Source organism: Paraburkholderia antibiotica (assembly GCF_012927125.1).
Taxonomy (GTDB): domain Bacteria; phylum Pseudomonadota; class Gammaproteobacteria; order Burkholderiales; family Burkholderiaceae; genus Paraburkholderia; species Paraburkholderia antibiotica.
In genome coordinates this window covers 74,424-96,301 of the sequence record NZ_JABBFZ010000002.1, presented here as the reverse complement: position 1 = coordinate 96,301, position 21,878 = coordinate 74,424, and the positions used below count along the sequence as shown (strand labels likewise).

The 21,878-nt window shown below is 62.4% G+C and carries 20 protein-coding genes; 4 read left to right on the top strand and 16 right to left on the bottom strand.

The annotated features are described in order from the left end of the window. Positions 1 to 7: 7 nt before the first annotated feature. From HHL14_RS04500 to HHL14_RS04475, 6 genes are all read right to left on the bottom strand, one after another. Complete coding sequence (locus HHL14_RS04500; protein WP_169496382.1) at positions 8 to 1,450, bottom strand: hypothetical protein; 1,443 nt, start codon at positions 1,448 to 1,450, stop codon at positions 8 to 10. 11 nt (positions 1,451 to 1,461) lie between these two features. Then, entirely contained in the window at positions 1,462 to 1,746 is a 285-nt protein-coding gene (locus tag HHL14_RS04495) for a PAAR domain-containing protein (protein ID WP_169496381.1), read from the bottom strand. A 1-nt stretch (position 1,747) separates the two neighbouring features. Then, positions 1,748 to 3,175: a hypothetical protein gene (locus HHL14_RS04490; RefSeq protein ID WP_169496380.1), complete on the bottom strand. Its 1,428-nt coding sequence runs from the start codon at positions 3,173 to 3,175 to the stop codon at positions 1,748 to 1,750. Then, complete coding sequence (locus tag HHL14_RS04485; protein WP_169496379.1) at positions 3,165 to 6,791, bottom strand: type VI secretion system Vgr family protein; 3,627 nt, start codon at positions 6,789 to 6,791, stop codon at positions 3,165 to 3,167. The genes HHL14_RS04490 and HHL14_RS04485 overlap by 11 nt, the downstream gene beginning before the upstream one ends. A gap of 435 nt (positions 6,792 to 7,226) precedes the next feature. Then, complete coding sequence (locus HHL14_RS04480; protein WP_169496378.1) at positions 7,227 to 7,691, bottom strand: type II 3-dehydroquinate dehydratase; 465 nt, start codon at positions 7,689 to 7,691, stop codon at positions 7,227 to 7,229. 4 nt (positions 7,692 to 7,695) lie between these two features. Continuing rightward, a complete protein-coding gene (locus HHL14_RS04475; protein ID WP_169496824.1) occupies positions 7,696 to 8,979 on the bottom strand; it encodes an MFS transporter in 1,284 nt (427 codons plus the stop codon). Between the two features lie 188 nt (positions 8,980 to 9,167). On the opposite strand from HHL14_RS04475, the gene HHL14_RS04470 reads away from it, so the two are divergent. The 3 genes from HHL14_RS04470 (at position 9,168) to HHL14_RS04460 (ending at position 12,065) form a co-directional block, all read left to right on the top strand. Further along, positions 9,168 to 9,953: an IclR family transcriptional regulator gene (locus tag HHL14_RS04470; RefSeq protein WP_169496377.1), complete on the top strand. Its 786-nt coding sequence runs from the start codon at positions 9,168 to 9,170 to the stop codon at positions 9,951 to 9,953. 139 nt (positions 9,954 to 10,092) lie between these two features. Then, entirely contained in the window at positions 10,093 to 11,358 is a 1,266-nt protein-coding gene (locus tag HHL14_RS04465; protein WP_169496376.1) for a glycosyltransferase family 9 protein, read from the top strand. A gap of 176 nt (positions 11,359 to 11,534) precedes the next feature. After that, positions 11,535 to 12,065 (top strand): hypothetical protein, encoded by a 531-nt coding sequence (locus tag HHL14_RS04460; RefSeq protein WP_169496375.1) that lies wholly within the window; start codon positions 11,535 to 11,537, stop codon positions 12,063 to 12,065. 152 nt (positions 12,066 to 12,217) lie between these two features. On the opposite strand, the gene hpaI is transcribed toward HHL14_RS04460, so the two are convergent. The 7 genes from hpaI to HHL14_RS04425 form a co-directional block, all read right to left on the bottom strand. Beyond that, positions 12,218 to 13,021 (bottom strand): 4-hydroxy-2-oxoheptanedioate aldolase, encoded by an 804-nt coding sequence (gene hpaI, locus HHL14_RS04455; RefSeq protein WP_169496374.1) that lies wholly within the window; start codon positions 13,019 to 13,021, stop codon positions 12,218 to 12,220. Positions 13,022 to 13,031: 10 nt separating this feature from the next. After that, entirely contained in the window at positions 13,032 to 13,835 is an 804-nt protein-coding gene (gene hpaH, locus HHL14_RS04450) for a 2-oxo-hept-4-ene-1,7-dioate hydratase (protein WP_169496373.1), read from the bottom strand. Between the two features lie 9 nt (positions 13,836 to 13,844). Further along, positions 13,845 to 14,243, bottom strand: coding sequence for a 5-carboxymethyl-2-hydroxymuconate Delta-isomerase (locus tag HHL14_RS04445; protein ID WP_169496372.1), 399 nt, complete (start codon positions 14,241 to 14,243; stop codon positions 13,845 to 13,847). 19 nt (positions 14,244 to 14,262) lie between these two features. Further along, positions 14,263 to 15,126, bottom strand: coding sequence for a 3,4-dihydroxyphenylacetate 2,3-dioxygenase (hpaD, locus tag HHL14_RS04440; RefSeq protein WP_169496371.1), 864 nt, complete (start codon positions 15,124 to 15,126; stop codon positions 14,263 to 14,265). An 82-nt stretch (positions 15,127 to 15,208) separates the two neighbouring features. Next, a complete protein-coding gene (gene hpaE / locus HHL14_RS04435; protein ID WP_169496370.1) occupies positions 15,209 to 16,666 on the bottom strand; it encodes a 5-carboxymethyl-2-hydroxymuconate semialdehyde dehydrogenase in 1,458 nt (485 codons plus the stop codon). A gap of 79 nt (positions 16,667 to 16,745) precedes the next feature. After that, positions 16,746 to 17,504, bottom strand: coding sequence for a fumarylacetoacetate hydrolase family protein (locus HHL14_RS04430; protein ID WP_169496369.1), 759 nt, complete (start codon positions 17,502 to 17,504; stop codon positions 16,746 to 16,748). Continuing rightward, positions 17,501 to 18,274, bottom strand: coding sequence for a fumarylacetoacetate hydrolase family protein (locus HHL14_RS04425; protein ID WP_169496368.1), 774 nt, complete (start codon positions 18,272 to 18,274; stop codon positions 17,501 to 17,503). The genes HHL14_RS04430 and HHL14_RS04425 overlap by 4 nt, the downstream gene beginning before the upstream one ends. A 188-nt stretch (positions 18,275 to 18,462) precedes the next feature. Here HHL14_RS04425 and hpaR point away from each other — a divergent pair, with 188 nt between their 5' ends. Beyond that, positions 18,463 to 18,870, top strand: a complete 408-nt coding sequence (hpaR, locus tag HHL14_RS04420; protein WP_018424961.1) for a homoprotocatechuate degradation operon regulator HpaR — start codon at positions 18,463 to 18,465, stop codon at positions 18,868 to 18,870. Positions 18,871 to 18,910: 40 nt separating this feature from the next. Here the strand turns inward: hpaR and HHL14_RS04415 are convergent, their stop codons facing one another. The 3 genes from HHL14_RS04415 to HHL14_RS04405 all read right to left on the bottom strand — a co-directional run bounded on the left by HHL14_RS04415 (position 18,911) and on the right by HHL14_RS04405 (position 21,771). Then, positions 18,911 to 20,059: a DSD1 family PLP-dependent enzyme gene (locus HHL14_RS04415; RefSeq protein ID WP_169496367.1), complete on the bottom strand. Its 1,149-nt coding sequence runs from the start codon at positions 20,057 to 20,059 to the stop codon at positions 18,911 to 18,913. Positions 20,060 to 20,091: 32 nt separating this feature from the next. Further along, positions 20,092 to 20,766, bottom strand: coding sequence for an HAD-IA family hydrolase (locus tag HHL14_RS04410; protein ID WP_169496366.1), 675 nt, complete (start codon positions 20,764 to 20,766; stop codon positions 20,092 to 20,094). 99 nt (positions 20,767 to 20,865) lie between these two features. Continuing rightward, a complete protein-coding gene (locus tag HHL14_RS04405; RefSeq protein ID WP_169496365.1) occupies positions 20,866 to 21,771 on the bottom strand; it encodes a LysR substrate-binding domain-containing protein in 906 nt (301 codons plus the stop codon). Positions 21,772 to 21,878 lie beyond the last annotated feature (107 nt).

Here is a 21,878-nt window from a genome sequence, read left to right as displayed (position 1 = left end):
TGGGGCATCACCCAATCATGCTCGCGACAAAGTCCATCGTCGATTCCACCATCCGCGAGAAAAGACCACGATGACGCAGGAAGAAAAACACCACTATCAAAAGGATGATGAGGCACGTAACCAGCGTATCCGTCGAACTCCAGCCCTTGTCGGGTGACAGCAGCATGCTCACGATCCAGAACGACGTGAGCGCGCCGAATTCGGGACCCAGTACCCGGAAGTAGTCGTATTCCTCTTTCCACGGCACGTCTACCGGAGCCGGTTCTTTCACCACCAGGTTCAGCGCGACACCCAGTTCGTGAGGCAGCGCAATGAGTTGCGGGCCCTGGCCGAAATACGCCATCTTCGCGGCCAGCGCCTGAATCACCCAGCGCGCCACAGGAGCCTGCGGGCCGATAGCCGGATCGAGCGCGTGCGCTTGCAGCTTCAGGCCGGACTCGCGGATAGCGCCAAGGGTCGCATGCTGTGCCAACCCCTTGAGTCGGCTGTACCAGAAGTGTCGGATACGTTCAGCGGGCACCTGACCTGCCTTGAGCAGTAACGCCAGCGATTCGTCTACCCGGTCGGCATCGCCGGTAATCTGGCGCAGCAGCCACGCCTGATGCTTCAGGTCAGGCTTCCCGGACATGAGTTCACGTGACCCGAGCAGCAGTGCCACTGCCGCTTCGGAATCCTTATGCTCCGCGTCCGGCCCGCTTTTGTTCAGATGCCAGGCCATCATGAGACGATACTTCGGTGTCCTGTCCTGCTCATACCAGTAGCGCCGGGTCTCACTCTCGAACCACATGTCCGCGAAGCCAGGGGAACGGGTGTTATCGAGCCAGCGTACGACGGGTTTCCCCGGTAGCTCCAGCCTGCTCCATGCCTCCTGAACTTCACTGGACAGTGCCTCGTGGTCGCACTGTATAACGATCTCGAACGATTCCCCTTTCGCAGCCTGTGCGAGTCTCGCGGCCAGCGGTGCGAGTAGCGCATCCAGCAGGCGGGTCAGACGCGAGCCGTCGTCCGCCGCCACGATGTCTCCCAGCGCCATGACCCTGCCGGGATTCTCGGGCGGCGTGCCTTCGAGTGCCAGCATGCGCTCAGCCAGGTCCGGCTCAGGCGTGAGGATCACGCTGTCGAGCACCGCCATGCCTGAACGGCTTTGCTGCTGCCATCTTGTCATCTGGTGCCAGCGTTCCGAGTTATGTTCTGCGGCCTGCGTCGCCGGGATGTCATACGAAAACCAGTGCGCAGTACAACTCAGCATCAGCCAGCAGAAAAACGGCAATGCAACCGCGTAACGCAGGACCGTATCCCAGGGGATGGAGCCGTGTTTGGGCAGGTCGGGCACCACCATGACGAGCGCGCAACCTTCGACAATCACGTACAGCAGGAAGTAGAACCAGAGGGATAGCGGCTCATAGGCCGCGCGCTCGGACGGAAACTGCGGGTTCCAGCGAAAACTCATCCAGCCTCCTGTCAACCAACTGTCCATTCGTGCTGCGAAGCAAGCAGCCGGGGGTTGGGATGACAGGCGCACAGACAGAAATCATCCTCCAGCGCGGGTACCTTGCCATACCAGTCCTGTTCGAAGCGCTCACCGTTACGGCCAATCCTGCCGGTAGTGCCGCAGGTGGGGCAGGTCACAGGTGCGCCGATATAGCCCATCCTGCGTCCGTTGTAGCCGGTGCCGTCGATACCATCGGCCACGGTTCCGCGCGCGGTAGTGCGGTCGCCTTCGTAAATATGGGCGCGTGCTGCCATCTCAGGCTCCCACCCATTCCCAATCGGCCCGGTCGTCCGCATCCCTGATGGATGGCATTGGCTGGCCGCGTCGCAGCGTTACAAGGCTCGACAGGTCATGGCGGTATTCCGGGCGGAGGAAATCCGATCCCTCCTTGATACGGACCACCCAGCGCCCGCTACGTGGACAGGTCGAACCCGCCGCGCAGAACTGGCGGGTGTCCTCGATCGTGTCGAACGACCATTGCTTGACCGGCGTCGGCGCGGTAGCTTCCCACTCCCACTGCACCGGTCCGTTGAAATTGACGCCGTTTCCGTTCTCCATCGGCATCTTGACGTTCTCGGTAGTGGCTACGTCCCCGGCCTTGAACGGTTTGACCTGGAGGCTGCGGTAACGGATACCGTGAATCAGTGTCACCGCGCGATACAGGCCATCTTCCGCGAACGTTCCACCAGGTTTTACCGGCTGGAACGACATCGTGGCGCGTTGCATCGCTTCCCACTGCTCGCGCTCCTCTGGTGTCGAAGGATAGTCGCGGTCGAACGTGATGCGGGTGGGGTTCTTGTAGTCTGAATGGAAATCGACATAGAGCAGACTGGACCGGATTCCGGCGACTTCCATGCTCATGAAAGCACCCGTATATAAATCGTAGGTCCCAGCGGAGAATTTATCGATGTTGCGCGTCTTCATCTTCAGAACCACGGCACTGCGCGGCGCAAGATTGACCTCGCCATCGGGAAACTGGTCAGGATCGACTAGAGATTGACCGACCAGATCAAGGCCGAATTTTGCTCCCATGCCGCTCTTTGTATCACCTACACCCAAGCTATCCTTGCCCATTCTTGCGTCCCACCTATCGGGCGTCTTGAAACTGATTGGGTAGTCTCCGCTATTCGTGAATCCGACGGACACCAGAAATCCATCCTTGGCACGATCAATCGATACCAATGAAACATCGAGCTTCACGATTTTCCGCCCATCCTGAACCCCTGCATATTTCAGCCGGTTCATCAAATCACTTATCTTGATCGCAACCGGACGGCTGAAATCCGTCATATAACTGCTCCGCATCTCTCCCCCGCACTTCGCGACATAAAGATCGGGAAGCGTCACGTCGCTTTTTGGGTCTTTCGGAGAGCAGAGCAGTTCGGCCATCTGTCTGGCGAATTCCAGATTTTCACCGCTCAACTTCATCTCATAGATTCCAACTCCGCTGATATTCCTGTCTCCGTCAGAATCACCAATCTGGACTCGAAGCACATCCCCCGAAACGGATACTTCGTTGTTTCCATATTTGTTGATGCTGCCATCCGCTGCTCCATTTGTGGTGTAGCTAAATTGCATTGCCTGATTCTCCGAGTTCACTGTCTCAGCATGTACGTTGCTTCCAAGAACAAAGAAGGCGATGGCCGCACTCCCGAAACGCCTGATCCATGGCTTACGATTCATAACCAACCCTCCACAATTTGTTCGTCGCTAGTGAGAACTGCCGCCGTACATACTCCAGGTAATACGGTTTGATAGCCGCTGTCACCCGGCCGTTCTGTAATGCCGCATTAGCACCGTCACCCATCACATTGGCGCCAACCATAGTTGCATCGGTTTGCGAATGACCTTGCCATACCATCGCGCCCGCCTTTGTATCGATCAGAGAAAAATCGATCTGTTCGTTCTTGATATACGACTCATGAAGCCAGCCACCCTGGTCGTAATATTCGTCTGGGAAATTGAAATAATGGCCGCATTCGTGCGCTTCCACATTTGCATCCGGGTAATCAAACATTCGCCTTTTCACTTTATATTTGTGCTTCTCCCCCCAGGACCCCGTATCGGCCCGAAGCACAAGCGGAAACAGCTTGAGAGTGACATGGGGTTTGAAGCCGGCGATAGGTATGCCTTTGGGAGACACGCGAAGATCAACCCTGAAATTGACCTTCACCCGGCATCCGCATGCCGCGCCTTTGGAACAGCTGTCCAGGATCAGCTTGTAACCGCCCTGATTCAGCACCGCCTCGATACGGCTGATTAACGCCTTAACATCAAATTCAGGTCCAACCGCATCGCGGTAGTCCATCCTTACCCCGTTGACTATGGAACCGGGTGCCATCGTCGAATGAGTGGAATACTCGTATGGGATCGTTGCTTCGTCGGTAGACACCGATGTATCACGCGCGCCTTTCAGATCGACGGGATACAGGTCCATTGGAATTATCATCGCGCGAACTGTACAGGTAATTGCCTTGTCCTTTTCGCTGTATGCAAATTCGAAATATGAATCTCGCGAACCGCCGCCCCTGTATTGCGTCTTGCCGTCATCACTCATCCACGGCGTTCGATTATTCAGCATGCCCCAATACGACTTGGCTTCGATATGCTGCTTCACCTCGGACTTGAGATCCGATATTTTCCAGTCGCAGGGAACGGCGTTGACCAGCTTGATAGGATCAGGCGCAACGACAGCCTGCTGATCTTCAGGTCTATTCAGTGTGACCTTGGCTTTGGGCACTTCTGAATCTACATTTGACGGCTTCCCGTCAAACGGTGAATGAGCAGACGAGCCTGGTGGTAGAGCATCGGCGGATTTACGCGAGAAAAGGTCGCTGAACGGTGACGGCGCCACAGCCCCTACAGGCGACGGTGCCGGCGACATCGCACCCGAGTTACCCAGCGACTCCCCCTGCGACGGATTCGGTTCGGGCGCTGGTGCAGACGAAGGCACGAAAGCCGGATTGGTCCGCCACACTTCACACGCTGTCGTGTACGGCACGAAGGCAGGAGCGAACGCCGCGCCGGCGAGATTCATCTGCGCAGGCCCGGTCCCCTTTACGCCAGCCGTGCGGTACAGCACGCCGCCGCGTGAACCGATCTCGACACCGCCGCCGTTGATCTTCACGTAGGAGCCGTCCACGTTCAGGATGATTTCCTTCGCAGCCTTGACATGAACGACACCGTTGACCGATTCGATGGACACATCTTCCTGTGCGGCGAGTTGCATCCGTCCACGCTGGGCCTGCGCAACGAAGTCACCCGCTGACGTAATGAGGCTCATGCCTTTCTGAGCGAACATCGACAGCACGTCTCCCGCTGCTGCGGTAATGCGCCTGAGCGTACTGAAATGCACACCTTTCTTCGCGGTGCCGATGATTGAGCCGTCGGCTGCAAGATGTACGCCGTCGCCGGATGCGACGCCCACTGGCCCCGGCCCTGTGACCAGAACGCCTGGCTTCTTCAGTTCCTTCAGCCCGTCATGAATTGCCTGCTGCGCGTCCAGATCGGCGGGGGATGCTTTTGACGCCGCGGCAGAATCTGCGAGCGATCTGGCCAACACCTGATGATCCGTGAATTGCGCGTCCGTCTCGTTCATGGCGAGCATCCTGCCGCTGCTACCCGTCTGGTTATAGGCCGTCAGCATCGCACCGGCACCACCACGGGCGACCGCGTGACCCGAAGTCCTCAGTTCCGCGCCCGCGCCACGCTCTTTCAGTTCACGGTCCGGGATGAAGCCGAGGTTAAGCTGCGAGCGCCCCGAATGCTCGGTGCTCAGTTCGATGCCTTCCTGATTGTCCCAGTCATCCATCCACAGCTTGTTACCGGACTGCGTGCGGATTTCGTTGCGCGACATGCGCCGCCGTGACGAATTGATGAGGTCGGGGCGCTGACTGTTCGGAACGAAGCCTACGAGGATTGGTTTGTTCGGATTGCCTTCGCGGAAGCCAACGAGCGCTTCATCACCGTCCAGCGCCGGCATGTGCATGCCTGTGTTGTTCTTCCCTGAGAAGGGCTTCGCCAGCCGTAACGGGACACTCTCCGCGCCTTTGGGCCAGTTGCCGAAGTCGCAATGGAAGCGCGCAACGTATTCACCCCGCGCCGTGATATAGGCAAATTTGTATTTGTCAGGAGAGCAGATCGTTGCGCCGAGTGTGCCGTGTATCCGGGGCCACCGGCTTTCATCGATAGCCATGCGATAGGGGCGTTCGGCTGGAATGGCCGTGAAGCGGTTCATGTAGCTCGCGTCGCGCGCGCCGCTATGCACGACCTTTGTCACGAACATGCCCCGTTGCGTGTCCTCAAGCTGCCGGTCCGAACGCACGACGCGCCCCGGCCTGAGTTCAAGAACGGTCGACTTGACCTTGTAGCGGACCTGCTGCGCCTGCGCGGCCTCGAGCCGCAGCTGTGCCTCTCGCTTCGCGCCCTCGGCGTCTTCATGATGCGTGCCCCACACGTAGGGCTTGCCGATCATGGTCGGGTCGTCGTACGCCGGGTCGCTTTCGTCACGAAGAACCTCCCAGGCGTTGTCGGGGTTGTAGTCCGCGACGACAAACGATTCCGGCACGGTGCAGGTACGCACCCTGAACGAAAAGATGGATTCCTCGAACGTCGAAAGCCCGGCCGTGGGGCGGTCAGGCACGGTGACATAGGGCCGTTCGTAGCCGTCGATATCGTCGGCAATGACCAGCACTTCGCCAAACTCGCCGGTCGTCGTGAAACAGAACAGGCCGGCCTGTTCCATTTCCAGTTTGATATAGGCCCAGTCGCCCATGTTGTACTGGAAGCGGAAGTCGTGTTTCGGATGCTCGCGCCGCAGTCGGAGTTCGACCTGCATCCAGAAGCGGATGTCGTGACGTTCAAGGATTGTCTTGATGATTTCCCACGATGCCATCTGCTGGTACGTGACGCAGTTGCTCGGACCGTCGAGCATGGCGAGTCGCTGGCGGACGACCACGCGATAAATACAGCCGTCGCGCGATTCGGAGACCAGATCGAAGCGCGACACGAAGCCGTGAAACTGGCGTAATTCGCGTCCATCCTCGGGCTGGATCGAGAACTCGACAAACTGCCCGAGCACCTGCTTTCTGCCGACCGGCTCCCGCGTCGAAATCATGGTCTTGATGCGGTACGGTTCGCAGATTTCCTCATGCACTTCCCACGATATGACCGACACGTCGGGCGCGGGTTTCGGCTTGCCAGTCGCCCCGTCAACGCGCTGCTGCTTGCGCGACATGAGCTTCAGATGTGCCGATTGTCGTCCCGTCAGATACCTGCTTATGCGGTCGGATTCCGCCATGTTCACCTGCCTGATTGTTTTTTTGATTCGCAACGTACGGGCCGGTGAAAACAGGAGTATTTTTTGGCCTGTCTTTTGCCCAATTGAATCTCCTGAACCATCGTCAGTCACTGCATTACAGTGCGAACAGATTCATGTCCCGATCCTTCTGCGATCTGCGGGCAAAAACAACGACGCCAGTCTGAAAATTGGTTTCCGATCATGCATGTCAGATAGATTTTTCAATCCTTGACTTTCGGCAGATTGCTCCCATGAAGAATGGTTCTTGTGGGCGGTGCGCGCGCGGAGGCTGTCGATTCACTGCCGTCGCTCGCGAGGTGGCAGCAAATCGACCGCCAGCATCATGGTCCCGTTATTCACGCCAACGCAACGCAACGCAGCGCAGACCGCGCTTCGCCCGAAGCCGCGGACTTCTCGCGAAGTCCGCCTGCGCAATCAGGCGGGCGCCGCGCTCGACTCCGCTTGCCGCCACAGATCGTCGGCCGCCCGGATCGCCAACAGGTAACCGTTCGCGCCGGCCCCACAGATCACGGCGGTGGCCGCCACCGAGATGGTCGAGTGACGGTATTCCTCGGAGCGTCGGTGGATGTTGGTGATATGCACTTCCACCACCGGCCGGCGGATCAGCTTGACCGCGTCGAGCACCGGAATCCGTCCGAACGAAAAACCGGCCGGGTTGATGATCAGCGCGGCGTCCTGCAGACACGCTTCCTGAATCCAGTCGACCAGCGTGCTTTCGCTGTTGGTCTGCCGGAACACGCAGTCGAATTCGAGCGTATCGGCGAGCGCGGTGCAGTTCTGCTCGATGTCCTTCAGCGTGGTGCTGCCGTACAGATGCGGCTCCCTGATGCCGAGCATGTTCAGGTTGGAGCCGTTGAGGATGAAGAGTTTGCGTGTCATGGTGTCAATGTGTGGTGCTGTGTTCGAGGGCGGTGCCTTGGGTTTCCCGCGACACCGCGATCATGAGGAAGGAGAGCAGGTTCAGCGAGCCGCAGACCAGCACGATGGCCCACGGCGAACCGTGAAAGGCGTTGAGCAGCGCGACGGCGACGATCGGCATCGGCCCACCGGTGAGCAGGTTGGCGCCGGAGTACGACAGCGCGGAACCGGTGTAGCGCGCCTCGGTGGGAAAGGACTCGGCGAACCACACCGGCTGGATGCCGCTCTGGAACTGCGTGAAGCCGAGGAAGGCGCCCATCACGGCCATCGTCATGCCGATCGAGCCGTGATTGAGGATCGGAAAGTAGATGAGGCAGCAGACCAGCGTGCAGAACGAGCCGATCAGCAGCGCGCGTTTGCGGCCGATCCGGTCGCTCAGATAACCGCCCGCCAGCGCGCCGACGATCGCGCAGACATTGGCGACCATCAGCAGCATGAAGCCGGTCTGTTTCGGCACGCCGAGATTTTTGGTCAGATAGCTGAGCGAGAACACCACGATCAGATAGAACAGCGCGGCCGGACCGCAGAAGAACAGCGTCAGCCGCAGCGCGGTGCGCCAGTGGAAGCGGAACACGAGGCCGAGCGGATTGGCGGCGCGCTCGCGCTCGCCGCTCTTCTTGAGCGCCTCGAACGCCGGCGTCTCGCTGACCTTCATGCGGATATAGACGCCTAGCAACAGCAGCACGAAGCTCGCGAGGAATGGAATGCGCCAGCCCCAGGATTCGAAGTCTTCGAGCGATAGCAGACCTGCCAGCACGAACAGCGCGAGATTGGCGAGGATCTGGCTGAGCGGCGAACAGATGCCGAGCAGGCCCGAATACAGCCCGCGTCGTTGCGCGGACGCATGTTCGACCGCCATCAGTTGCGCGCCCGTCGATTCGCCGCCGAGCGCGAAGCCCTGGATGATGCGCAGCGCGACCAGTAAGGTCGGCGCGAGGATGCCGACCTGATGGTAAGTGGGCAGCAGCCCCATCAGGAACGACGACGCGCCCATCACCGAGACCGTGACCAGCATCAGGTTGCGGCGTCCCCAGCGGTCGCCGAGCACGCCGCAGATCACCGCGCCGAGCGGCCGCGCGGCGAGGCCCGCCCAGAAGCTCGCGAGCGAGGCGAGCAGCGACGCGGTCGGGTCGAGCGACGGAAAAAACAGCCGTGGAAAAAGCGTGGCCGCGACCGCGCCGTACAGCGCGAAGTCGAACCACTCCAGCGCGGTGCCGACGGTGGCGCCGGCCACCGCGCGACGCGCCATCTGATGTGTCTGTGCGGATCGTGCGCCCGCTGCAATGTCTGAGTCAGCAAGAACTGACATGGTGTCTCCTCGATGTTCGATGGGGTGAAACGCTCGTGTCACGGCCGTGAACAAGTGCTATTGTTTGCGCTGCTCAAGCGGTGCGTTCCGCACCGGAACTGCATTTCACATCATGAAGATCGCGCGACATGTCGCTTAAGAACGGCCTGCGAATTCTCGACTTCCTCGCGTCGCAAGGCGAAGGCGCGGGCCTCGTGGCCATCGCCGATGCGCTGTCGCTGCCGCGCAGCACCTGCCACCGCCTGCTCGCCGATCTCGTCGACGGTGGGTACGTCCGGCAACTGGTCGACCACAGCCGCTACATCCTGACGATGCGGATGACCTCGAACGGGCTGGAGTTTCTGAGCCTGACCGGCATCGCGGATATTGCCCAGCCGATCATCGAACGCGTCGCCGCGCAGACCGGCGAACTCGCGCGGCTGTCGCTGGTGGACGGCGAAGCGATCATCTGGGTGGGAAAGGCGGACGGACAGCGCACCGGCTTTCGTTACGATCCCGACATGGGGCAGGCGGCGCGGCTGTCCTGCACGTCGACCGGACACGCGTGGCTGATGACGATGACCGACGAACAGGCGATCGCGCTGGTGCTAAAGCAGGGCTTCGGGCAGCCGAACGAGTTCGGCCCCAACGCGCCGACGACGCTCAAGGCGCTGCTCGGTTTCCTGCACGCCGCGCGCGTGCGGGGCTATGCGATGATCGACGAGGTGTTCGCGCCGCGCATGTCGGCGGTGGCGACGCCGGTGGTGAGCGGCTCGCGCTGCGTCGGCGTGATCAGTCTGGCCGGTCCGCGGGTACGGCTGACGGCCGAGAAGATTCACGAGTACTCGGTGCTGTTGCGCGAGGCGGCCAACGAACTGGCGCAGTTGAGCAACATGGCGGGATTTCCGAGCCGGCCGCCGCTGGGTAAGGGGTGAATGGGGTGAGCGGGCGGCCGGTGTACATTCGATGTTGAAGCTTGAAAGTCTGGTGTTGACGAAGTCGATTGAGCTCGCCCATTCCACCCGACGGTAAGGGCTGCGAATAAAAAGATCTATGGAGACGCGGGAAAACAGGATGCAACAATTAATCAACGAAGAGGCGTTGGTGAGCGCCTACGCAACCTATCTCAACCAGGCGGATTTCGCTTCCGCGATGTCGTGGTGTCGTGCGTTGCGACTGGCCGGCCGGGCCGACGAAGCGCAGGATATTTGCCTCCGGTGGACCGATAAGGTGGACGGCGCCTTCGAATGCGCGCAACTCGGCATCGACATGAATTACCTCGGCATGTTCGCGCAGAGCGAAGCGCAGTTGAGCGCGGCTGCCGAATCCTTTCCGTATGGGACGAACCGGCATCTGCTGATGTCGGAGCTGGCCATTGCCAAATACCGGCTCGGCAAATATCACGAAGCTCACGAGATTTTCAGGTCGCTCAGGGATAGAGGCGAGAGCGAAAATCTGGTGCGGCTGCTGTATCCGGTCAGTAGCGACGAGGTTCTGCAGCATCTCCAGCGCAAGCTGCTGGCGTTGTCCGACCCGGTAGCGGGCAGACGCGTCGGCATTCTGCAGGAGGGCGGCATCGGCGATCTGATCATGTATTCGCGCTACGTGGAGCGGCTGCTCGAGGAGGGCGCGAGTTCGGTCTGCATTCAGGTGCCGGCGTCGCTGCATGGCTGCATCAGAACGGACCCGCGCGTCACGGTGGTAGACCGGCTGGATGCCGAAATTCTCGAATGCGACGACATCACGACGATGTTCAGTCTGTTCGCGCGTTACCAGATCAGCCCGTATTTCCCGAATACGAAATCGTCGATGATTGCGGTGCCGGCATGCCATGTCCTTCCTGCTTCGCTGACCACACTGATGGACGATCAGGCTCCGAAGCGCAAAGTTGGATTGATCTGGCGAAGTGCTTCGGGCGTGCGTCAGGAGCCGTATCGATCGCTTGATCTGGGCGAGCTGGTACCGTTACTCGAGAACCCGTCGTGCCGCTTCTTTTCGTTGCAGGTCGACGGTTTGAGCGAAGCCGAGAAGGCGTTGTTTGCCGAGCACGACATCGTCGATCTGAGTCCCTACCTCGATACGTTTGCGGACACCGCGGCAGTTATCCAGAAGCTCGATCTGCTGATATCGGTCGACACCGGCCCCGCGCATCTCGCCGCCACGCTGGATTGCCCGATCTGGCTGTTGCTGTCGCAGGCCTGCGATAGCCGTTGGTACGACTCGCAGCGCTTTACGCCCTGGTACACGTCGATGCGTCTGTTTCGCCAGCGTCGTCTCGGTGACTGGAGCGCGCCGCTGCACGACGCGAAAGAGGCGTTGGCGCGGCCGGTTATCGATTGATCGACGATGGGTGTTGGCTGCGGTGAGTGCCATTAGCCCGGAGTTCGGGGGCGCCAGACATCCCGCGTAGCGTGTAGCCCGGCTCATCGATCTCCGATGAGTGCTACCTTGCGCGCGACGTCTGGTGAATCTTCCTGTCGATCACTCAGGCGATCCTTACCGACCCCAACACGATTTTGCGCAATCAGATCGCTAACCAGACGATCGCTCAGACCATCGTTATCCTTATATCGACCAAGCCCGGTTCACCGCTTTCGGGCGGCCCGCTGCCAACGGGCACTCAACCCCCTGCGCCACAATTCGGCGGTGGCACAACCGACATCGCATTTCTCCTCGGTCAGGCCGCGCCGCTACCCGGCGGTCCAGCGAGTAACGCCAATGCTACCCAGATGGATGCGGTTTTCTGGATCGAGACCGTTATCTACGATGTGGAGGTGCCGCCTCTTCCGGCGGGCACTCCTCCTGTCGTTCTGGATCCAGTACAGAAAGGAGCGGTCCCGCTGGTGCCGCAATTCGTCGCCGACATTCCGTTTGACCCTGGCAAGAGCTTTCCCGGCGGCAAGGTCAAGGTCGCGACCACGCAAATCCAGTACTCCCAAAAGGTCATGCTCGACTTCAGGGGGCTCAGTTGGCCTCATGTCTCCGTGGCGTCACTCGTTCCTTCGAGCCCGATACCCATCCCCAACCATCTGCTGCCCCTGAAGTAGGCGGACGCTGACATATAGGGCTGCTGTATAGGGCAAGGGCCGCTTCTTCCCGGAAGCGGCCCTTGCTCTGGCAGGATCGGTGAGCAGGCGTTCGACTGTGGCCGTCAGCTATATCGCCCATCTTCCCGTAGCAATCCACCGCGAAAAGCCTTTCAATAACCGCCTTTCACCGGCGCGGCCAGCGGCGCGATGTTCTTGTACGACGCCGCCAGATCCGCCGCCGCGCGGCTCAGCAAACCGGTATCCGTACCCACCGCGACGAAGCTCGCGCCCGCGGCCAGATACGCGTTGGCCAGCGCCGGGTCCGGCGCGAGCACGCCCGCCGCCTTGCCCGCGCCGCGTACCGTATCGATGCCGCGACAAATCGCGTCGCGCACGCGCGCATCGCCCGGCTTGCCGAGCAGGCCCATCGACGCGCTCAGATCCGACGGCCCGAAAAACACCGCATCGACGCCGTCCACCCGCGCAATCTCCGCGAGATTGTCGAGGCTTTGCACGGTCTCCGCCTGCACGATCACGCACAGCTCGTCGGCGGCGCGGTTCAGATAGTCGGGCACGCGATTCCAGCGCGACGCACGCGCGAGCGCGCTGCCGACGCCGCGAATGCCCTGCGGCGGATAGCGGGTCGCCGCGACGGCGTCTGCGGCCTGCGCGGCCGTGTCGATCATCGGCAGCAGCAGCGTTTGCGCGCCGATGTCGAGCAACTGCTTGATCAGCGCGGCGTCGCTCTTCACCGGCCGCACGACCGGATGCGAGGCATACGCGGCCACCGCCTGCAATTGCGCCAGCGTGCTGCGCACGTCGTTGGGTGCGTGCTCGTTGTCGATCAGCAGCCAGTCGAAGCCGGCGGTCGCGAGCAGCTCGGTCACGTAGGCGTCGGCGAGCGCGGCCCACAGGCCGAATTGCGGCTTGCCTTCGGCGAGCGCGCGTTTGAACGGGTTAGTCGGCAGAGTCATGTCGAGTCACTCAGATGAAATTCAAACCGATGCCGCCGAGCGGACCATAGTCGACGTGGAACGTGTCGCCGGCGCGCGCCGGAATCGGCGCGGTGAACGAGCCGCTCAGGATCACGTCGTTCGCGTTCAACATTTCGTCGTACGGAGCAATCTTGTTCGCGAGCCAGGCCACGCCGGTGGCGGGGTGATTCAGCACCGCCGCGGCCAGCCCGCTTTCCTCGACCGCGCCGTTCTTGTACAGCAGCGCGCCGACCCAGCGCAGGTCGACATCGAGCGGACGAACCGGCCGGCCGCCGAGCACGACGCCTGCGTTCGCGGCGAAGTCGGAGATCGTGTCGTAGACCTTGCGCGGCGCGCGTGTCTCGCGGTCGAACTGCTCGATGCGCGCGTCGATGATCTCCACCGCCGGCGTCACGTAGGCGGTCGCGTCGAGCACGTCGAACAGCGTGACGCCGGGGCCTTTCAGCGGTTTGCCGAGCACGAACGCGAGCTCCACTTCGACGCGCGGCGCGATGAAGCGATCCGTGCGGATGTCCTGACCGTTGTCGATGAACATGCTGTCGAGCAGCGGCGCGTAGTCCGGTTCGTCGATCTGCGACGAGCGCTGCATCGCGCGCGAGGTCAGGCCGATCTTTCTGCCCTTGATCACATGTCCTTCGGCGAGCTTCAGCTTGACCCACTCGCGTTGAATCGCGTAACCGTCCTGCACGGTCATCTGCGGATATTGCGCGGAGAAATGGCGCAGTTGCGTGCGGGTCTTTTCCGCATGGTCGAGTTGCGCCGCGAGGTCGCGGATGATTTGTTCGTCTAGCATGATGAGTGCTCAGCCCTTTAGCCGTGCGTGCAGGTTGTTGTGCTTCCAGGTGCCGGCTTCGCTGAACTCGTTGATTTCGAGCGATAACGCCAGACCCTGCCGTTCGAACTCCGCCGCGAAGCGCTGCCTGATCAACGCGAACAGCGCGTCGCCGGTCGCTTTCTTCACGGCCTCGGAGCGGCCCGCGCCGATCTTCAGATTCGCATGCAGGAACGCGGCGTCGGGGCGGCCGTCGGCGATGCAGTATTCGTCGCAGCGCAGCGCGCGCACGCGAATGCCGCCGAGCGGATAGACGCGCTCGCCGTTCTCGCGCTGCGCGTCGAGACAGCGCGCGAGGTCGTTGCACAGTTCGCCGACGCGCTGCGCGTCGGCGAGATTGGCACTGTATTCGAGTGTCAGATGGGGCATGTCGAGGTCCTCGCGAATATCAGACGGGTAGCGGCGCGACCGGAAAGATCGCGTTGATCTGGCCGGTGCCCGAGCTGCCGAAATAAGGCGTGACGACTTCGACCTTGCCGTCGTAACGATCCCAGCCGAGCGCGCCGAGCAGCATCGCGGTATCGTGCATGCCGCCTTCGCCCCAGCATTTCTCGTTGTAGAGCGGCAGCATTTCGCAGAAGGTCTTCCAGTCGCCGGTTTCCCACATGCGCACGACGCTGCGGTCCATCTGTTCGAGGAACGGACTCCACACCTTGTGCATGAACTGATCGGCGGTGCCGTTATCGGCGAAGTGATGCGATAGCGAGCCGCTCGCGAGAATCGCGACCGTGCCGTCGTAGCGTTCTTCGATCGCCTTGCGCACCGCGAGGCCGAAGCGCGCGCTGGTGTCGAGGTCGTGCCACATGCACCAGCCGGACACCGACACCGCCTTGAAATGCTGGTCGCCGTTCATGTAGCGCATCGGGACCAGCGTGCCGTATTCGAGTTCGAGCGTGGTCTTGCTGTGCGCGCGGCTTTTCACGCCCATTTCGTTGGCGACCTCAGCGATCAGCTCGCCGAGCCCGACATTGCCGGGGTACGCGTACGGCATGTTCTTGATGAAATGCGGCAGCTCGTTGCTCGTGTACACGCCTTCGAATTTCGGTGCGCAATTGATGTGGTATTCGCTGTTTACGAGCCAGTGCACGTCGAACACGACGATCGTATCGACGCCGAGTTCGCGACAGCGCCGGCCGATTTCATGGTGACCGTCGATAGCCGCTTGACGGCAACCCTTGTGCGGACCGTCGAGTTCCGACAGATACATCGACGGCACGTGAGTGATTTTTGCAGCCAACGCGAGCTTGCCCATCGCGGTCTCCTTTGTGGACCAGAGTTAGCGCCTGAGTGCTGACTCCGATCCGATGCTACAGCGTTTCAATCCAATACCGCGCTTAAACGCCCCAACGCGGAATATGATGCGAGCCGAGCGACACGCAGACGTTCTTCGGTTCGAGAAACACTTCGTAGCTCCACGTACCGCCTTCACGGCCGACGCCGGATGCCTTCGTGCCGCCGAACGGCTGGCGCAGATCGCGCACGTTCTGGCTGTTGACGAAGCACATGCCGGCCTGGACGGCGGCGGCCACGCGCAGCGCACGGCCGGTGCTTTCGGTCCAGATGTAGCTCGACAGGCCATACGAAATGTCGTTCGCGAGGCGGATCGCTTCGGCTTCATCGTCGAACGGAATCAGGCATGCGACCGGCCCGAAGATTTCTTCCTGGGCGATGCGCATGCGGTTGTCGACGTCGACGAACACGGTCGGCGCGACGAAATTGCCTTTGCGCAACGCGTCGGGCAGATCCGGCGTGTCGAGGCCGCCGCACGCGAGCGTCGCGCCTTCCTTCGGGCCGAGCTCGATATAGCTGCGCACTTTGGCCAGATGCCCCTGGCTGATCATCGGCCCGACGATCGTGCCGTCCGCGAGCGGATCGCCGACCGTCAGACGCTTCGCGCGTTCGATGAAGCGCTCGGCGAACCGCGTATAGATGGAACTCTGCACGAGGATGCGCGAGCCGGCGGTGCAGCGCTCGCCATTGTTCGAGAAGATCATGAACACGGCGGCGTCGAGCGCGCGTTCGAAGTCGGCGTCGTCGAAGATCACGAACGGCGACTTGCCGCCCAGTTCCATCGAGAACTTCTTCAGGCCGGCGGTCTGCACGATCCGGTTGCCGGTCGCGGTCGAGCCGGTGAACGACACCGCGTGCACGTCGCGGTGCGCGACGAGCGGCTCGCCCGTTTCCTTGCCATAGCCGTGCACGACGTTCAGCACGCCGGCCGGAATGCCGGCTTCGAGCGCGAGCTTGCCGAGCATCGACGCGCTCAGCGGCGACAGCTCGCTCATCTTCAGCACCGCGGTGTTGCCGAATGCGAGGCAGGGCGCGACCTTCCACGTCGCCGTCATGAACGGCACGTTCCACGGCGAGATCAGCGCGCACACGCCGACCGGATGAAACAGCGTGTAGTTCAGATGCGAATCGGTCGGATACGTGTGACCGTCGACGCGCGTGCACATCTCGGCGAAATAGCTGAAGTTGTCGGCCGCGCGCGGCACCAGCTGCTTGCGCGTCTGCGAGATCGTCTGGCCGGTGTCCTTCGTTTCGATCTCCGAAATTTCAGGCACGTGCTTCGTGATCAGCTCGCCGAGCTTGCGGATCAGCTTCGCGCGCTCGGCGGCGGGTTTCGCGGCCCACGCGGGGAACGCGTCTTTCGCCGCGCGCACCGCGTCGTCGACTTCCTGCGCGCCACCGCGCGCGACTTCGGCGAGTACTTCCTGGGTGGCCGGGTTGACGGTTTCGAAGTAGTCGTTCGAGGCGCGTGCCTCGCCGTTGATCAGATGGTCGATCGGCATGCTCTGGTCCTTTCGCTATTCGCTGAATTGGGCTGTTTATCGGGCTATCAGGCTCTGGGGCTATCAGGCTCTGAGGCCATCAGGCGCGACCGAAGTCCGCGTCCGAGACAATCGTGTTGACGAGACGGCCGAGACCGTCGATTTCGCAGACGACTTCGTCGCCCGCATTGACGTTGACGATGCCTTCGGGCGTGCCGGTCAGGATCACATCGCCGGGCGCGAGCGTCATGAAGCCGCTCAGGTATTCGATCAGCGCCGGGATGTCGGTGACGAGGTCGCGCGTATTGCCGCATTGCTGGCGCGTGCCGTTGACGAAGGTGCGCAATTCGAGCTGCGTGACGTCGGCGATGTCGGCCGCGTCGACGAACCAGGGGCCGAGCACCGTGCCGCCGTCGCGATTCTTCACCCGCAGGTTCGGGCGATAGTAGTTTTCGAGGTAGTCGCGAATCGCGTAGTCGTTCGCGATCATGTAGCCGGCCACGTGCTGCATCGCAGCTTCGCGCGAAACGTTCTGCGCGGTGCGGCCGATCACGACCGCCAGCTCGCACTCGTAGTGCATGAAGGTGACGTCGGCGGGGCGGCGCGTGAAGCCACGATGACCGAGCACCGTGCCCGGTCCCTTCATGAAGACGAGCGGCTCCTCCTGCTTGCCGAACTGCAATTCCTTCGCGTGTTCCGCGTAGTTGAGGCCGAGCGCGAAGATGGTGCCGACTTCGATCGGCGCGAGCCATACCACTTCGTCCTCGCGACGCACGCGGCCGTCGGCGAGACGCACGCCGTGTTCGTGCGGCGTCGCTTCGTGGATCGCCCCTGCATAGGCAACGCGGCCGCGCATCATGACTGTTCTCCATCAGGTTGTTGCGCACCGACGAACGAGACGATCAACGGCGGCAGATTGCCGATCGACAGCGTGGCGGTGTCGCCCACGTGCGCGACCGGCGAGCCGTGCCGCACGCCGAGCGTGAGCACGTCGCCGGCATTGAGCGTCATGAAATCGGTGACGTCGGCGAGCAGCTGCGCGACGTTGCGCACCGACGACGCGGTGCTGGCCGTGAACGGCGCCGCGCCGTTCAACGACACGTTGATCCCCAACTGATCCGGCTCGGCGACGTGGCGCGCGGCGACGAGCGCCGGGCCGATCACGCAGAAGCCGTCGCGCGCGCGCAGCCGCACGTTCGGCCGATACACGTTGCTGTGCGGCACGCTCAGATCGCCGACCAGCGTATAGCCGGCGATATGGTCCGCCGCCTGCTCGACACTGATTCGCGTCGCAGTGCGACCGATCACGATGCCAAGCGACGCGCCGACTTCGACGCCCAACGCGTTATCCGGCACCACCACGCGCGCCCGATGTCCGGCCAGCGTATTGCGCGGCTTCAGATACAGCACCGGCGCTTGCGGTGGAGCCTTGTATGGCGGCGCGCGCATGGCGTCGCCAAGGGCGTCCAGCGTGGCGCGGTCGTTCAGCAGCGTGCCGTACACGGCGCCGTTGACCGGCGCGCGACACGCGACGCCGCGCGCCAGCAGCGCGGTCGCGGCGCTTGCGTCCACGTCGCGCGGCAACGCGTCGCCTTCGGGGTGCAGCAGATAATCGGCAAGGGCAAACATGGGTGTGCGGCCTCGTGGCGAAAGTCCGGCGAAAACACTAATATGTTAGTAGTATCGCGCTTGATATGATTCATGGTCAATAGGCCGTCGATTGATCGCGGGTTTTCCCTTAAGCTTCGGCCGCCGCTTTCTTATTTCTTGCCAACATGTCCGCTGCGTCCATTCGAGTTTTACACCGCAATCTGCCCATGCTGTTGTTACGCGCCCGCGAAAAAATGATGGAGCGCTTCCGGCCGTTGATCACCGCGCACGGACTCACCGAGCAGCAATGGCGCGTGATTCGCGCGCTCAACGAGCACGGCCCGATGGAGCCGCGCCACATCTCCGACATCTGCACGATTTCGAGCCCGAGCATGGCCGGCGTGCTCGCGCGTATGGAGAGCATGGAGCTGGTGACGAAGGAGCGTTTCGCGGAAGATCAGCGCCGCGTGCTGGTGTCGCTGACGGACACGAGCGTCGAACTGGTGCGGGTGATTTCGAAGGACCTCGAGGCGCACTACCGCGAGCTCGAGCGCAAGGTGGGACCGGAGATCGTCGAGCGTGTGTATCGCGCGGTCGACGATCTGCTGGCGGGCTTATCGGAAGAGGACGAGTGAGCGACGCGGGGCGGCGTCGCGGATGGTTTGACGCGGCGGCTCACCAGCCGTAGAAACGCTGCCACTCGACGCTGCCGCGATCCGGCGCGATCGCGTGATAGGCGGGGAATTGCGCGCCGGTCGCGCAGGCGTGATTCGGCAGAATGCGAAGTTTCATGCCGATGGGGAAGCGTTGCGCGATTGTGTTGGCGAGGGAGGCGGTATTGGCGTCGGTCGCGATCGCGGCGAGAATGCCGTGCTCCTGATTCGCGCCGCTCACCACATAACCCGGCAGCAACGTGCCGTTCAGCAGACACGGCTGCCCGTAGCCGAAATCGTGCGACTGCCGCGACGTGCCGCGATCGCGGCTCAGCGCCATCCAGCCGGCGTCGAGAATCGCCCAGCCCTTGTCTTCCTGATGACCGATCACAGTCGTCAGTACGCTGAGCGCGATGTCGTCGAGTGTGCAGACACCGACGTTGTGCATCACCAGATCGAACATCACGTAGACGCCAGCGCGCACTTCGGTGACGCCTTCGAGATGCCGCGCGGCGAGCGCGGTCGGCGTCGAACCGACGCTGACCGCCGGGCACGCGATGCCCGCTTCGCGCAGCCGCTCGGCGGCGCGCACGCAGCCCGCGCGTTCCTGCTCGGCGAGAGCGGCGAGCGCCTCCGGCGTATTCAATTCGTAGCTCGAACCGGCATGGGTCATCACGCCGCCGACCTTCACGCCGTTGTCGTGCAGAATCCTCCCGACGTCGAGTAGCGTTTGCTGTTCGGGTTGAATGCCCGAGCGATGTCCGTCGGTATCGATCTCGATCCACACCTCGAAACTTGCGCCGTGCTGGTCGCCGAAGGCGGCGATCGCTGCTGCTGCGGTTGGGTTGTCCACCACGAGCTTCAGATCGCAGCCCTGGCGACGCAAGGCGAGCGCGCGCGGCAGCTTCGACGGCACGATGCTGACCGCGTACAGAATGTCGCTGATGCCGGCCGCGAAGAACGCCTCGGCTTCCTTCAACGTCGAGACGGTGATGCCGCGCGCGCCCGCGGCGAGCTGCGCGCGCACGATGTCGATCGATTTGGTGGTCTTCACGTGCGGGCGGAAGGCGACACCGAGCGTGTTCATCCGCGCCTGCATGCGCGCGATGTTTTTCTGCATGCGCGCGACGTCGATCAGCGCGGCCGGGGTTTCGATCTGTTCGAGTTTCATGCTGGCACCTGGAGAGCGGGGTGGGGGCGGGTTCAAGGTTGGGCGTGGTTAAAGCGCGCGAGCCAGGGCACCAGTTCATCGAGCGTCGGCGCTTCGATTTCCGGCGCTTGCGCACCGGCGACGCGCGGCAGGCCGACGTGGTTGTGCCAGTACGTGCGCAAACCGACGGCCGCGGTGCCGAACATGTCGTAGCTCGATCCGGCGACGAACGCGGCGCGTTGCGGCTCGACGCCGAGCTGGTGGAGCGCCAGCCGGTAAGGTTGCGGGTCCGGTTTGTAGACGCCGGCCTGTTCGGCGGTCACGATCGCATCCCAGCGGATCGGCAGTAACGCCGCGGCCTGAATGCCGAGCCGCGTCGAGCAGTTGGTGACGACCGCGAGCTTGCAATGCGGCGCGAGCGCGTGCAACGCGTCGAGCGCGCCGGGCCATGGCGTCAGGTTCAGCCAGTCCGCTTCGAGCGTGGTCGCGACGGATTCGGCAAGGCCCGCTTCCTGCGCGGCTTCGCGCACGAGCTGTTCGTACGGCACGTAGCGCCCGCAGCCATACGTGAGACGCAGATACGCGGCGCGCCATGCACGGCCCGCTGTGGCGGAACCCGCCGCGCGGTTCCATGCGCTCCACGAGTCGAGCAGCGCGGTGAGCAGGTCGAACAGGACCGCGTCCGGATAGGCGCGGTGGGGGCTGGCGGGAAGGGCGGCGGCAGTCATGGCGATACGTTGACCGGCGGTTGGGAATGACTCGATTATAGAAGTCCGTTACACCGGGATTGTTTAGCCAGATCGATTGTTAGATTCAGTTGCACTGAATCATCGGCGCCACGGCGGCGACGGCTTGAAGCGACTCTGCAGATACCGCATGAAATGACGCGTGCGCGCGGGCAAGCCGGTGCGCCGATGCGTGAGCGCGATCACGTTCGCGTCGGGCGTTTTCCAGTTCGGCAGCAGACGCACGAGCTTGCCGCTGGCGAGGTCGTCGGCGACGTCCCATTCGGAGCGCAGAATCACGCCGCGTCCTTCGCAGGCCCACTGGCGGATCACATCGCCGTCGTTGCAGCTCAGATGCGCGGACACGCGCACGTTGCGGCGCGCGCGGCCCTTGCTGAACTGCCACAGCGACACGTCCTCGCTGTTTTCGCGCAGCACGATGCACGGCAGCGCGCTCAACGCATCCGGCGATTCGGGCATGCCGAGCCGTTTGACGAGCGACGGCGCCGCGCAGACGAAGCGCGCGTTCGGCGCAATCGTATAGCCGACCAGATTCGACAGCGGCAGCTCGCCGATATGCACGACGATATCGAAGCGATCCAGCGTCTCGGTCAGTGGCCGGTCGGACAGCGTGAGCGCCACGTCGATGTCGGGATTGCGCTGCTGGAATTCGCCGATCGCGGGCGCCAGATGGCGTCGTCCGAAACCGAGCGGCGCATTGATTTTCAGCGTGCCGACAAGGCCGCGGCGACGGGTCTGCAGATCGTCGAACAGCGCGTCGAACTGCTCGATCAGGTCGGCGCCGCGTTCGCACAGCAGCAGGCCTTCGTCGGTGAACTGCAGACGCCGCGCGCTGCGGTTCACCAGCTGCGCGCCGAGCTTTTTTTCGAGCTGCTGCAGGCGCTGCGTGACCGCCGACGGCGATAGCGCGAGCTTGCGCGCGGCGGCGAGCAGGCTGCCGCTGGCGCGCAGCGTGAGCAGGAAGCGGATATCGGCCGAATCGTTCATGTGGGGCGAATATATGGGGCGAATCTGGAGTGCGGAGACTCGCAGCATAATGCGTGCGGCGCGCTCACAGGGTAAAGTGGCGCTTCCGGTTTATCGACCGATCCTTG